Raw genomic sequence first — 12,846 nt, 5'->3', positions numbered from 1 at the left:
CGCCATGGCCATGCCTGATTCCGACAGCGGCGCCCTGCACGCCCGCGCCCTGCACGCCTCCACCCTGCCTGTCATCGACCTGCATGGCCTGGGCTTCGATGCCGGTGCCCATCTTCTGGTCAAGCACGCGCTGGCCGCCCTGCCCGTGGGCGGGCAGCTGCGCGTGACCGGCAGCGCGCCGGGCTGGCAGGCCCAACTGTCGGGCTGGTGCAGTGACCAGGGCCACGGCCTGCGCTGGGAGGACGGCGCGGGTGCTGCACAGGCCATGGCCATCGTGGCGCGCGGCGGCGCCCAGGCCGGGCGCTGGCGCGGCGCGGCGCACACGGGCCGCAGCGATGCGCGCGCGGGCGGCGATGCCGTGGCCGCGCAGGCCCAGCCTTTCTGGGGCCTGGCCGCGCGTGGCGCGCAGGTGGAAGCCGGGGCGCCGGCCTTCCATTTCCGGCTCAGCGACAAGCTGCAGGTCTGGACCGACAGCGCCGCCGACCTCTACGCCCAGGCCGTGGCCGCGCAGTGGAATGCCGACACCGATATCGACTGGTGCGATGCACCCGAGCTGCCCGCGCCCGTGGAGGACGCCATCGTGCAGCTCATGACCTACATGGTGGAGAACGAGAACGCGGCCCTGCTGGTGCCTGCGCGCTTTCTGGGCCAGCTGCACCCGCACTATCGCGAGCTGCAGGCGGCGCTGGCCATCCAGGTGGCCGACGAGGCGCGGCACATCGATGTCTTCACGCGCCGCATCCGCCGCCACGGCCGCGAGCCCGCGCTGTCCACGGCGGGTGGACAGGCCTCGCTCAAGAGCCTGCTGGACGAGACGGATTTTTCCGTGGCGGGCTTCTTGCTGTCGGTGCTGGGCGAAGGCACCTTCGTGCACCTGCTGCAGTTCCTGCAGACCGAGGCGCCCGACCCCCTCACACGCCAGATCTGCCGCCTGGCCGCACGCGACGAGGCGCGCCATGTGGCCCTGGGCATGTCCCACCTGCTGTACCGCCTGCAGCACGAGCCCGGCTTCCAGCATCAGCTGGCCCAGGCCGTGGAGCAGCGCTTCGACAACCTGGCCGGCACCTCGGGCCTGAACGAGGAAGTCTTCGACGCCCTGATCCTCATCGCCGCCGGCGCCCTCACCCCCGAAGCCCTGGCCCGCGGCGCCGCCCGCGTGCAGCAGCTCATGCGCGACATGGCCGACGGCCGGTTTTCCAAGCTGCTGCGGCTGGGGTTCGAGCGTGGGCATGCCGAGCGGCTGGCTTCATTGCATACGAGGAATTTCATGTAGACGGGGAACAGCCCACTTGAAGGCTGCGCAAGCACCCTCAATTCCGGCGAATGAAGCTCAAGCGCGTGCTCTTCTACTGCCTGCTGCCTTTCGCAGTGGCGCTTGCGCTTGTCGGGTTTCCCATGCCGGTGGCGCCGCCCCGCGCGACCAAGGCGGGCCAGGAGCAGTCTGCGCCTGCGCAAGAGCGGCGTTGAGCTGCGGGAGCATTTCTCGCACGGCGAGGCCCGAGCGGCAGCCTCAATCCACGATCAATTTATTGTTGTTCAGCAGCTGCGTGATGATCTGCTGATCCGTGGCGGCACCGGAATACAGCGTCTGCAGATTCACGCCTTCCAGGATGATCTGCTGGGTCTCGGCCGATGCCGAGTAGCCTGCACCCACCGCATGGGAGTCTGCACCGAAGCCGCCCGTGTGGCTGACATGGACCCAGGTATCGCCTCCCGTGATCTCGAAGTGCAGGTAGTTGGCCAGGTTGCCTGCGGCATTACTGGGGGGGCCTGCGGATTCACCCTGCAGCAGGTCGCGCAGGTCCAGTACATCACCGCCTGCGCCGTTGGTTCCCGCTGCCGCCGTGGAGAAGTTCTGGATTCGGTCCAAGGCCGGCGTTCCCGCCGCCCCCTGATCTCCCAGCAACCAGACAAAGACATCCACAAAGTTCTCGCCCGCATCGCCGCCTATCAACAGGTCGTCGCCGGAGCCTCCGATCAGCCGGTCCGTGCCCGATCCCGCGTTGAGGGTGTCGTTGCCGCTGCCGCCGATCAGCACATCGGAGCCCGAGCCCGCCGACAGGTTGTCGTCGCCACCGCCCCCGAAAACGATGTTGTTTCCGCTGCCGGCGTTGATGGTGTTGGCGCCGTTGCCACCGGTGATGTATTCGTTGGCCGAGCTGCCCGTATGGCTGCCGCTCTCGGTCGTGGTGATATCCACGGTCGTATATGAGGCCTTGAGCGTGACCACGGTGGATGTCGATGCCGTGAAGCCGCCGCTGACCTCCGTCGCCGTGACCTGGACCGTGAGATACGTGGCGTTCGTGGTGTAGCTGCCAGGCAGATTCAGGATGAGATTGGGCAGGTCGGCCTCGGTGAATTGCCAGACACCACCACCCAGGTTCGTACCCGCATTGAAGGACAGATTGGTGGGCAGTCCACTGATCCTGATCGACAGGGTTTCCGAGCCATCCGTATCCACCAGCTTCGTGGTTATCGGAAACCTGACGCTGGTCCCGCCTGTGCCGTGTGCGATGGCCAGCAGGGACTTCAGGACAACGACCGAAGGAGCGCTGGCCGTTCCAACCGACAGATTGACCGTGCCGATACTGGTGCCGCCGCGCCCATCGCTGACGTCGTAGAGAAAGCTGGCCGGTCCTTCGTAGCCTGCAGCGGGCGTGAACAGCACCCCGCCCGCCTGCAATGCAAGGCTGCCATTGATCGGCGAATGAGCCAAGGTGATGGTCAGGCTGTCGCCGTCGGCATCCGTGTCATTGGCCAGCAGCGTGGCAAAGCTGATGCTCAGCGGGATGTCCGTGGCAACCATCAATTGATCTGCCACGGCAACCGGTGCATCGTTCACGGGAGTGACCGTGATGGAAACGGTGACGATGTTTCCCATGGCCTGCCCGTCGCTGGCACGGTAGGTGAAGCTATCGGAAGTCGTCTCGCTGCCGTTGTGGATATAGGTGAAGGTGCCATTGCCGTTCAGCGTCAGGGACCCGTTCGCCGGACCCGTCACCAGCACCGCGACGAGCGGATTGCCGTCAGGGTCCGTGTCGTTGGCCAGCAGGCTGGTTGCACCGCTGGCAAGGACCGTGGCCACAGCGCCCTCGGCCACCACTATCGCATCGGAGACAGACACTGGCGGTTGATTGCCGGAGGGCGCAGCAGCAACCGTCACCGACACGCTGGCCGTGGCAGAACCGCCCCTGCCGTCGCCAATGGTGTAGGTGAAGCTGTCGCTGCCGGTGAAGTTGGCGTTCGGCGTGTAGACCGGATTGCCCGTGACGGCATCCACGACCACGGAACCGTGGGTGCCCTGGGTGATGCCGGAAACGGTCAGGCTGTCCCCATCCGCATCGCTGTCGTTCCCGCGCACGGCGATGGTGACGGACGTATCGGCATCGGTGGTGGCCGTATCGTTGCCGGCCACGGGCACCCGGTTCACGAAAACACTCAGCGTGCTGGACGCGCCGGTCTGCACGGTGTAGCTGATGGCCAGCGGATGGCCGCCGCTGTAGTTCGCATCCGCCTGGAAAGTGAAGCTGCCGTCTGCCTGCAGCGCGAAGGTCCCGCGCCCCGCCACGTTCCGGGAGCTGCCGGCCGCCACGGTCTGGCCTTCATAGGTGAAGCTGGCGACCACGAGCGCCCCATCGGCATCGGAATCGTTGGACAGCACATTGCCCGTGCGCTGCCCGGCCGTGTCCACCTGCACGCTGTCGGGCGCAAGCACGCTGGGATGGCTGCCGCGCACGGTGTCCGCCGCCTCGGCGCACAGTTGCGCCACGTCCACCCAGCAGGAATCGCCCGCCTCCAGCGCGGCGCCGACTGCGCAGGCGCTGCCGGGACGTGGGGCCGTCGAGGGAATCGCGCCGGGCACGCCCAGCGGAAAGCAGGTGTTCCACACAGGGTCCGTGATGCCGATGATTTTCAGCCGCACCGACGTCTGGTTGCGATAGACCACGGGCAGGAATCCCTGCGGTGCGCCATCGGCACCCACCGCTGTCGTCTGCACGGGAACGGTGAGCGTCTCGCCTGCGGCCTGGTTGAAGGCTTCCTGCAATTCCTGAATCTGGGCCTGCACCCGCTCGACCCAGACCGCCGTGGCTGCGGTCATGACAACAGCACCGCCCATGGCCCAGGCACGCAGGCCGACCAGGGAGATCCGCCCTTTTTGCACACCCCGCACAAGGCAGGCCCCCAAGGCCAACGCCAGCAGCGCAAGAGCGCCAGGGTGGTCCACAGGAATCGCCGCCGGCGCCACGGCTGCCAGCGGTGCCACCGTGATGCTCTGGGCCTGGGCGGCCGGTAAGGCAACGGCAGCAGCAAGAGCGCTGCACGCCTGTATGAAGCCGACGCCACGAGCGGGGAAATGGAAACGTTGCAGCATGGGCCTTGCCTGGAGAATGCGAACCAAACAGGCGAGGGAACAGCCCACGCCGCTGCCTTCAGGCACATCACAAGCGATTGCGCTGCTGACAAATTCTTACTCTAGGCGATCGCTTTCGCCGCGCATATCCCTGAAAACAGGTAATTGGCCAGCCGACGCCGCGAAGAAAGGGGCCATTTGAAGGCCGCATGGCCATACCAGCATCGGTAACCCCCTTACCGCAACCGCGCCAATCTCCGCCCGAACTGCTTCAACTCCAGCGCGGCAGCCTGCGCCACGCGTCCTGCGTCGCTTTCGCCGTCAGTCGACCCGGCCACAGCCAGCACCGCCAGCCGGCTCTGGTAGCGCAATTTCTGCAGCGGCCTGAACACCAGCTTGCCCCGGTACAGCGAGGCAAAGGACGAGGGGACGATGGCCACGCCCAGGCCGCAGGCCACCAGGGCGAGCACGTTGACGAACTGGCCGGCCTCGTGGCGTATGGAAGGGGTGAAGCCCGCGTCCAGGCACAGGGCCACGGTGCGGACGAAGTAGTCGGCGTCCTCGTAGCGCGCAAAGCCCACGAAGGGCTCATGCGCAGCCGACTGCAGCGGTAGCGCGCCTTCGCCAGCCGCCAGTGGATGGGACGGCGCCATGGCCAGGCAGTAGGGATCGTCCATGCCGGCCACTTCCTCGGCCAGTGGCTCGCCCTTGCCGGGGCGCCCGAAGCCCAGGTCCAGCTCTCCGGCGCGCAGGGCGCGCAGTTGCTGCGAGGTGATCATCTCGCGGGCTTCCACGCGCAGGTTCCAGCCGGCGTCGGCAATGCGGCGCAGCAGGCCGGGCAGCACCGAGTGCATGGCCGACGGAACCAGGCCCAGGCGAACCACGCTACCAGTCGCCGAACATGGGCGGCTTCACGGTGCGCGGCATGTATTCGTTCGGCGAGGCGGCGGGCTCCAGCGTGGCCAGCCTGTACGGCGGCTCCGTGGACTATGCGGCCGGGCCCTGGGCACTGGGTGCATCGTGGATGCAGCGGCGCACCACGGCCGTGAATACCGACCGCTATGCGCTGCTGGGCGCGGCCTATGACTTCGGCGTGGCGCGCGCCGCGCTGCTGCTGTACACGCGGCGCGACGACCTGCCTGCCGCCACCAGCGGCCAGGGCCGTTTCTACGAGGCCAGCGTGACCGTGCCCATGGGAATGGCGGGGCAGTGGCTGCTGTCCTATGGCGCCTACCACGGACAGGCTCGCGCCCAGAGCGATGCGCGTGCGCTGAGCGTGCGCTACGACCACTCGCTGTCCAAGCGCACCAAGCTCTATGCGGGCGTGGGCCGCATCCACAACGAGGCGGGTGCCGCCTTCACCATCAACACCGCCAGCAATGCGGGGCCGGTGGTCCAGGCAGGCAGCCGGCCCAGCTCCGTGGTGCTTGGCATATCGCATGCCTTCTGATTGCCGGGGCAGGCGCGGCCAGCGCCTGCCATGCCGACAGGGCGGCCCGGCTGGAGTCTGGCCGTTGTAACAACCCCATGAAATCCAGGGAATATTCGCCTATTTGAATGGATTTTTCCAATCAGAAAAAGTCTGTCCAATCAGCGAATTAGGCGATTTGCAAGAGAGAAAATTTCGCAAAAAGACAAGTGCCTGCGTGATCCGGCAAGAAAAATAAAATCCAAATGTAAACAATTGTTTATCTGGCCTGTAAGATTCTTCCAGTCAATCAGTGTTTCCCCAGGAGGGTGTTGTGAAGCACCTCGCCGATGCATTCATCGGGAAAATGCATCGCACCCGCCTGGCCATTGATTTTTTCATATAAGAATTCTTACTCATTCAATCTTTTGACGCACCACATCCACGGCCACCAAGATGAGAGCGCATCCAGATTATGGAGAATAATATCCGCCCATCACCAGCAAGCCGATACTGGATATAACAAAATCAGCCGGGCCGAGGAATTGCTACAGGCCTGCAAATGGCCAGAGCCTTCCATATATCCCCTGCTGGTGCTCAGATATGTGCAGGAAGCACAGGCCATTTTCGAGCTGCACCGCATGCCCGACCGCGTGGTCTCATGCCGCATTGCAGCCGCCTTCATCCATTGCCAGCTGGGTGAAGAGCGCAATGCGATTGCACTGGCCACTGCGGCAATGGCCAATCCCGCGATGCTGCAGCCGGAATCCATGGCCTGCGCCACCTATGTGAGGGCGCTGGCGCACAGCCGGCTGGGCGAGCTCGATACCGCCTTGCAATTGATCGAAGGCAAGGACCATGATTTCGCATTGATGGCGCCGGGCGTCACGCCCTGGCTGTCCGCCCTGATCAATTGGGCCAGGGCGCAGATTCTGTGGAAGATCTATCTCTACAAGAATCACCAGAATCTGTGGTGCGGGCCACCCCCGGATTCAGGCCTGGTCCAGCTCGGCGCCGCGGCACCCAACAGCGCCGACCTGCAGGCGCTGCTGGAGCGGGTCGGCCGCCAGCTGCCAACGGGCCTGGCCTGGCCCTACAGCGATTTGCTGCAGCTCTCGGTCAAAGGGCTGGATGCGGGCCGCCGCGAAGCCGCTGGCGTGATCCGTGCCATTGAACGCATCGGCGTCCGCCACCAGATCAAGAACCCGCCGATTGCCGGCTGGGCCTGGCTGAGCAGCGCACTGGTGCACTGCAGCAAGCGCCAATATGCCCAGGCCCTGCAGGCGGTGATGCTGGCAAAGTCCACGGCCCAGACCTACCAGCTCGAAGGCCTGTGCCGCAATGCCCTGGTCTACGAGTACCACATACAGGAAACGCAGGGCGATTTTGCAGGCGCGCTGTCCACGCTGAAGGCGCTGAACATCATGCGGCTCAAGAGCATGGCCATCAGCCCCTATCTGGAGAAATCCAGATTCACGGCCATGGACGAGGCACGGCTGCACGATCTGGAACCCGCCTATGTCAAGCGCGCCCTCCAATACATACAGGAAAACCTGGACAAGAAACTACCTATCCAGACCATTGCCGACCATTGCCGCGTCAGTCGGCGCACATTGGAGGTTTCCTTTCGCAACAGCCGGTCGTGCAGTATCGGCGAATATATAAGGCAAAGCCGTATCCATCTTGCGGCCGAATCGCTGCTGACCACCGACCAGAGCATAGGACAGATTTCCTCGCAGCTTGGTTATTCCTCGCTTTCATCATTTTCCAGAGATTTCTCCGGACATTATGGAATACCGCCGTCTGTCTGGGTGCGCCATCATCGATTGGCGTGATCCGGATTTTTATGCGATGCGGCCCGATTGCGTGGCATGCAGCCATATTGAATACTGAAAGGAATACGCATGAAATACCTGAAAAACATGAAGACGGGCTCCATGTTGGGTCTGGGATTTTCGATTCTGATTGCCATCGCGCTGTCGATTGCGCTGTATGGCCGCGCCCAGCTGGTACAGGCCTCCGATGATGTGGCCTACCTGGCCGACAAGCGGATCACCAGCCTGCTCCGGCTGGTGGAGATCAAGGGCTCGGTGGAGTTCATCTTTCGCGGCGTGCGCAGCATGGCGCTGATGGAGGACGCCGGGGAAAAGAAGCTGGCCAAGGCCGCACTGGATGCACAGCGCCAGAAGATCAGCCAGTTGATGGAGAAATTCCGCGAAGGCCTGAGCACCCCGCAGGGCGTTGCGCTGTACGACAACATGAAGAACGCGCGCATTGCCTATCTGCCGCTGCTCGACCAATTCATGGAGGCGGCCACGCGCCACGACCTGCAGGCCGTCTCGGCCATGCTCGGCGAAAGCGGGGAGTTCCGCAAACGCCAGGACGCGTTCTTCAACTCCATCAATGACATCCTTGCCCACCAGCAGGTGCGCGCCACGGAAACGGCGCAGGCCTCCGAGGACAAATCCCTGGCTGCCGGGCGGCTGATGCTGTCCCTGGCGCTGGCCGCACTGGCCATAGGCGCGCTGGTGGGCTGGGCCATCACGCGGCGCATCACGGGCCTGCTGGGCGGGGAGCCCGCCTACGCGGCGCAGATCACGCAGGAAGTCGCCAGGGGCAACCTGGCGGTGGCCGTGGCGCTGCGGCCCGGTGACACCACCAGCCTGCTGGCTGCGCTGAACTCCATGCGCGCGAGCCTGGCAGACATCGTCAGCCAGGTGCGCCACAGCAGCGAATCGATTGCCACGGGCGCCAGCCAGATCGCCTCGGGCAACGCGGACCTGAGCGCTCGCACGGAAGAGCAGGCCGCCAACCTGGAGGAGACGGCCGCCTCCATGGAGCAGATGACCGCCACCATCCAGCAGAACGTGGACACGGTGCGCAGTGCCTCGGGCCTGGCCCAGTCGGCCAGCGCCACGGCCGTGCACGGCGGCGAGGTGGTGCATGGCGTGGTCAGCACCATGGAGGACATCACGCACAGCTCGCGCAAGATCGAGGAAATCATCGGCGTGATCGACGCCATTGCGTTCCAGACCAACATCCTCGCGCTCAACGCCGCCGTGGAGGCCGCGCGTGCCGGGGAACAGGGCAAGGGCTTTGCGGTGGTCGCCTCGGAGGTGCGCTCCCTGGCCCAGCGCTGCGCCAACGCGGCCAAGGAGATCAAGGGCCTGATCAGCGAGAGCGTGGGCAAGGTCGCTGCCGGCTCCCGCCAGGTGGCCGAGGCCGGCAGCACCATGAACGACATCGTCACCCAGACGCACCGCGTGGCCGAACTGATCTCCGACATCGGTGCCGCCACGCAGGAGCAGTCCCAGGGCGTGACCCAGGTCAGCGACGCCGTGCAGCAGCTCGACCAGGTGACGCAGCAAAACGCCTCCCTGGTGGAAGAGTCTGCCGCCGCTGCCGACAGCCTGAACAAGCAGGCGGCGCAGCTGGTGCAACTGGTCAGCGTGTTCCGCCTGGATGAAAGCGAGGCCCGGGCACAGGCCGTGTCCGCGCCCGTGACAGCTGCCGTGCCGGCGCGCGCACAGACCGCCAGGCCGTCTCCAGCGCTGGCCCCCGCCGCGCCCCGTACCAAGCCCCTGCGTGCGGCAGCGGCGGCGGCCTCCAGCGCGCCTGTGGCGCTGCCTGCCAGGACCACGGCACCCCGCCACGCCACGGCGGCCGAGATGGCGGAGGAGTGGGAGCAGTTCTAGAACAGGCTCAGCGCATCACCAGGCCGCCATCGACGAACAGTACCTGCCCCGTCATGAAGCCGCTCAGTTCCGAGGCCAGGAACAGCACCGGCCCCGCCACGTCTTCGGGGCTTGCCAGGCGGCGCAGCGGCGTGGCGGCCATCAGCGATTCTCGGAAGGACTCGCGCGTGTCCTGCGTGCCCTGCGTGGGATAGACCAGGCCGGGCGCCACGCAGTTGACGCGTATGCCCACGGGCCCCAGCTCGCTGGCCAGGTTCCGGCTGAAAGCTACCAGCGAGGCCTTGGCCGTGGTGTAGTCGTGGTAGGGCACGACGGGGTGCTCCACCAGGTTGCTGGCGATGTTGACGATGCTGCCCCGCGCACGCTGGCGCATCTGCGGCAGCACCGCGCGGCAGACGTTGAAGGCCGCGCCCACGGCACCGTCGTACTGGGCCTGGTAGTCGCTCCATTGCAGGTCGTCGAAGAGGCGGCGGCGCTCGGGGTCGAAGGCGTAGGGTTTGAAGGCGTTGTTGACCACGATGTCGATGGCGCCCGCCTCGCGCGCCACGGCATCGGCCATGGCCTGGACGGCGGGCTGCGAGCCCACATCGGCCTTGATGGCCCAGGCATCGCCTCCGGCCTGCTTGCCCGCAGCCTGGCAGGCCGCCACGGTGCGGGCGGCGGCTTCGTCGTTGGACAGGTGGTTGACCGCCACGGTGGCGCCCTCGCGCGCAAAGGCGATGGCAATGGCCGCGCCTATGCCGCGGCCAGCGCCGGTGACCAGCACCACCTTGCCTTGCAGGCCCAGGGAAGACGGCTGTGCCATCTCAGGCCCCGGGCAGCAGGCTGGTGTCCACCACGTCGGACACCTTGATCTGCCTTTGCACCATGCCCAGCGCGCGGTAGACGTCGGCGCCCTTTTGCAGGGCGGCCAGGTCGAAGCTGCCCAGCGGCTTGCCGGCCTGCAGCGGCTGCGAAGACGCATTGCGCAGGCGGATCACGTCCAGGTTGATATCGCGCTGGGTGCCGTCGATGGCGTGCTTGCCGGCCAGCGTGGCGGCCTCATCGGGGTTGGCCATCATCCAGGCAGCGCTGTCGCGGTAGCCCTTGAGGAAGGCGCGCAGCAGGTCCTTCTTGTCGCGCAGCGTGTCCTCGCGCACCACGAACATGTCGCTGGAGATGTTGAGGTGGTCGCGCACCTGCATCACATCGACCTCGCCAATGCCTTTGCGCAGGCCCACGGCCAGGCCGGTATCGGTGGCGGCCGTGGCATCGACCTGGCCCTGCATCAGCGGCGCGAAGTTGAGCAGGCCGGTGACGACGATGGTCACGTCCGACTCCTTGAGGCCGGCCTGGTGCAGCATCACCAGCAGGTTCTGGCGCGTGCCGCTGGACAGGCTGTAGACGCCGATCTTCTTGCCCTTGAGGTCCGCCGGCTTGCGGATGCCGGCCGACTTGAGCGAGACCACGTTGAACACGTTCTGCGGGTAGATGTCGTAGATGGCGACCAGCTTCTCGCCCTTGTCCAGGGCCATGAAGAAGGAGCCGGGATCGGTGAAGGCCACATCGGCCTGGCCGCTGAGCATGTTGCGTATGGCGTCGCCGCCGCCCGCGCCGGGCAGATAGGCCAGCTCCACGCCCTGGGCCTTGAAGAAGCCCTTGTCGGGCTCGGCCAGGATGTTGGTGATCTCGCTGATGGGCTTGCTCCAGCCCGCCAGGCGGATCTTGCCTTGCACAGGAGCGGCCAGGCAATTGCCGGCCAGCGCCAGGCCGGCAAAACCGGCAGAGGCGCCCAGCAGGCTGCGACGGGTGAGGAAGGGGGATTGCGGTGTGTGCATGGCGCTTGGGGAAAAGGTTTCGGAAGTGTTCAGGGTGGTCAGGCGGCGCGCGAGCGCAGCAGCCGGCGCTCCAGCACCAGGCAGGCCTGGTACAGCAGCAGGCCCATGGCGGCGATCAGCACCAGGGCCGCAAACATGAGGGTGGTGTCCATCATTCCCTGGGCGGCAATGACCACGGCGCCCAGGCCGCGGCTGGCGCCCATGAACTCAGCCACCACGGCGCCGACCAGGGCCAGCACCACGGCCACGCGCAGGCCCGCAAGAATGGCGGGCAGACCCGTGGGCAGCTTCAGGCGCAGCAGCGTCTGCAGCCGCGTGGCGCCCAGCATGCGAAACAGCTGCAGCCGCTGGGCATCGACCTGGCGCAGGCCGGTCAAGGTGTTTTCCATCAGCGGGAAAAAGCAGATCAGCGCGGTGATCAGCACCGTGGGCAGCATGCCGAAGCCGAACCACAGCACGAACAGCGGCGCCAGCGCCAGCTTGGGCACGACCTGGCTGACCACCACATAGGGCTTGAGCACACGCTCGAGCAGCTCGGATTCAGCCAGGGCCATGCCCGCAAGCAGGCCGATCGCGCTGCCGGCCGCCAGCCCCAGCAGCAGGGCCTGGAGCGTCGCCCGGATGTGCGGCCAGAAATAGCCCGTGGCCAGCCCCGTCCACAGCGATGCCGCAATGGCCGAGGGCGCCGGCAGCACCAGGGCGGACAGGCCCCATTGCCGCACCAGCAGCTCCCACAGGCCCAGCAGGACCAGCGCCAGCGCGGCGGCCAGCAGGCGGGCATGGAACAAGGACACCGTCATGCCGCCGTCCTGTCCATGGCTGCGCGCACGCGGGCGCAGTGCTCGTTGAACGCCGGCCCGTGGCGCATGGCCTGGGTGCGCGGCGCGGGAAGATCGACCGCCATATCGGCCACGATGCGCCCGCCGTGCATGAGGGCGATGCGGTCGCCCAGGTAGACGGCCTCGTTGATGTCGTGGGTGACGAAGAGCACCGTGGTGCCGCGCTCGCGGCAGGTGCGCAGCAGGTCGTCCTGCAGCTCGGCGCGCGTGATGGCGTCCAGCGCGGCAAAGGGCTCGTCCAGCAGCAGCAGGGGCGGGTCCAGCACCAGCGCCCGTGCCAGCGCCACGCGGCTTTGCTGCCCGCCCGAGAGATGGCGCGGATGGCGCTGCGCGTGGCTGGCCAGGCCCAGCTGCTCCAGCAGCGCCAGGGCGCGTTGCTCGTCCTGCGGCGCGGGGCGCCTTTGCAGCGACACGGGCAGCAGCACATTGCCCAGCGCCGTATGCCACTCCAGCAGCGTGGGCGCCTGGAACATGAAGCCCAGTTGCGGGCCGGGCTCGGCCAGCTCGGCGCCACGCAGCAGAATGCGGCCCGACTGCGGCCTGAGCAGCCCCGCCGCCAGCTTGAGCAAGGTGGTCTTGCCGCAGCCGCTGCGGCCCAGCAGGCAGTGGACCTCACCGGCCTGCACGCGCCAGTCCACGCCGTCCACCACCGGCGGGCGGCCCGGGTAGGTGAACACCACCTGTTCGATATCTAGAAACGCCATGCCGTCAGCCCCGTCTGTGATGCCCGTCATGC

Annotated in this window: 10 protein-coding genes; 4 read left to right on the top strand and 6 right to left on the bottom strand. The window is 66.5% G+C overall.

Features of this window, described 5'->3' with window-relative positions; translation table 11 throughout:
* Positions 1-4 precede the first annotated feature (4 nt).
* Positions 5-1,273, top strand: coding sequence for a ferritin-like domain-containing protein (locus DELCS14_RS11585; protein ID WP_013801768.1), 1,269 nt, complete (start codon positions 5-7; stop codon positions 1,271-1,273).
* Between the two features lie 237 nt (positions 1,274-1,510).
* On the opposite strand, the gene DELCS14_RS11580 is transcribed toward DELCS14_RS11585, so the two are convergent.
* Together DELCS14_RS11580 and DELCS14_RS11575 are read right to left on the bottom strand one after the other, a co-directional pair.
* Complete coding sequence (locus DELCS14_RS11580) at positions 1,511-4,372, bottom strand: midcut-by-XrtH protein (RefSeq protein WP_013801767.1); 2,862 nt, start codon at positions 4,370-4,372, stop codon at positions 1,511-1,513.
* Positions 4,373-4,587: 215 nt separating this feature from the next.
* The gene (locus DELCS14_RS11575; RefSeq protein WP_228676874.1) at positions 4,588-5,235 is read right to left on the bottom strand and encodes a LysR family substrate-binding domain-containing protein; all 648 of its coding nucleotides are present in this window, start codon (positions 5,233-5,235) and stop codon (positions 4,588-4,590) included.
* Positions 5,236-5,252: 17 nt separating this feature from the next.
* Between DELCS14_RS11575 and DELCS14_RS11570 the strand changes: the two genes are divergently transcribed.
* From DELCS14_RS11570 to DELCS14_RS11560, 3 genes are all read left to right on the top strand, one after another.
* Positions 5,253-5,801 carry a porin gene (locus tag DELCS14_RS11570; protein WP_228676873.1) on the top strand — a complete coding sequence of 183 codons (549 nt, stop codon included), beginning with the start codon at positions 5,253-5,255 and terminating at the stop codon, positions 5,799-5,801.
* Between the two features lie 386 nt (positions 5,802-6,187).
* Positions 6,188-7,594 (top strand): AraC family transcriptional regulator, encoded by a 1,407-nt coding sequence (locus tag DELCS14_RS11565; RefSeq protein ID WP_228676872.1) that lies wholly within the window; start codon positions 6,188-6,190, stop codon positions 7,592-7,594.
* A 69-nt stretch (positions 7,595-7,663) separates the two neighbouring features.
* Entirely contained in the window at positions 7,664-9,454 is a 1,791-nt protein-coding gene (locus tag DELCS14_RS11560; RefSeq protein WP_013801764.1) for a methyl-accepting chemotaxis protein, read from the top strand.
* 7 nt (positions 9,455-9,461) lie between these two features.
* Here the strand turns inward: DELCS14_RS11560 and DELCS14_RS11555 are convergent, their stop codons facing one another.
* From DELCS14_RS11555 to DELCS14_RS11540, 4 genes are read right to left on the bottom strand one after another with little or no spacing between them, the layout of a single operon-like run.
* Entirely contained in the window at positions 9,462-10,259 is a 798-nt protein-coding gene (locus tag DELCS14_RS11555; RefSeq protein ID WP_013801763.1) for an SDR family oxidoreductase, read from the bottom strand.
* Between the two features lies 1 nt (position 10,260).
* Positions 10,261-11,271: an ABC transporter substrate-binding protein gene (locus DELCS14_RS11550; RefSeq protein ID WP_013801762.1), complete on the bottom strand. Its 1,011-nt coding sequence runs from the start codon at positions 11,269-11,271 to the stop codon at positions 10,261-10,263.
* Between the two features lie 38 nt (positions 11,272-11,309).
* Positions 11,310-12,071, bottom strand: a complete 762-nt coding sequence (locus DELCS14_RS11545; RefSeq protein ID WP_012206326.1) for an ABC transporter permease — start codon at positions 12,069-12,071, stop codon at positions 11,310-11,312.
* Positions 12,068-12,844 carry an ABC transporter ATP-binding protein gene (locus DELCS14_RS11540; RefSeq protein WP_043783628.1) on the bottom strand — a complete coding sequence of 259 codons (777 nt, stop codon included), beginning with the start codon at positions 12,842-12,844 and terminating at the stop codon, positions 12,068-12,070. Before DELCS14_RS11540 ends, DELCS14_RS11545 begins: the two co-directional genes overlap by 4 nt.
* Positions 12,845-12,846 lie beyond the last annotated feature (2 nt).

Origin of the sequence: Delftia sp. Cs1-4, assembly GCF_000214395.1 — a bacterium.
GTDB lineage: Bacteria > Pseudomonadota > Gammaproteobacteria > Burkholderiales > Burkholderiaceae_C > Comamonas > Comamonas acidovorans.
This window is presented reverse-complemented; position numbering and strand designations above follow the sequence as displayed.

Excerpts from the sequence above, each read along its gene's own strand:
- DELCS14_RS11585 (WP_013801768.1), top strand. The coding sequence starts at position 5 with ATGGCCATGCCTGATTCCGACAGCGGCGCCCTGCACGCCCGCGCCCTG.
- DELCS14_RS11580 (WP_013801767.1), bottom strand. The coding sequence starts at position 4,372 with ATGCTGCAACGTTTCCATTTCCCCGCTCGTGGCGTCGGCTTCATACAG.
- DELCS14_RS11570 (WP_228676873.1), top strand. The coding sequence starts at position 5,253 with ATGGGCGGCTTCACGGTGCGCGGCATGTATTCGTTCGGCGAGGCGGCG.
- DELCS14_RS11560 (WP_013801764.1), top strand. The coding sequence starts at position 7,664 with ATGAAATACCTGAAAAACATGAAGACGGGCTCCATGTTGGGTCTGGGA.
- DELCS14_RS11555 (WP_013801763.1), bottom strand. The coding sequence starts at position 10,259 with ATGGCACAGCCGTCTTCCCTGGGCCTGCAAGGCAAGGTGGTGCTGGTC.
- DELCS14_RS11550 (WP_013801762.1), bottom strand. The coding sequence starts at position 11,271 with ATGCACACACCGCAATCCCCCTTCCTCACCCGTCGCAGCCTGCTGGGC.
- DELCS14_RS11545 (WP_012206326.1), bottom strand. The coding sequence starts at position 12,071 with ATGACGGTGTCCTTGTTCCATGCCCGCCTGCTGGCCGCCGCGCTGGCG.
- DELCS14_RS11540 (WP_043783628.1), bottom strand. The coding sequence starts at position 12,844 with ATGACGGGCATCACAGACGGGGCTGACGGCATGGCGTTTCTAGATATC.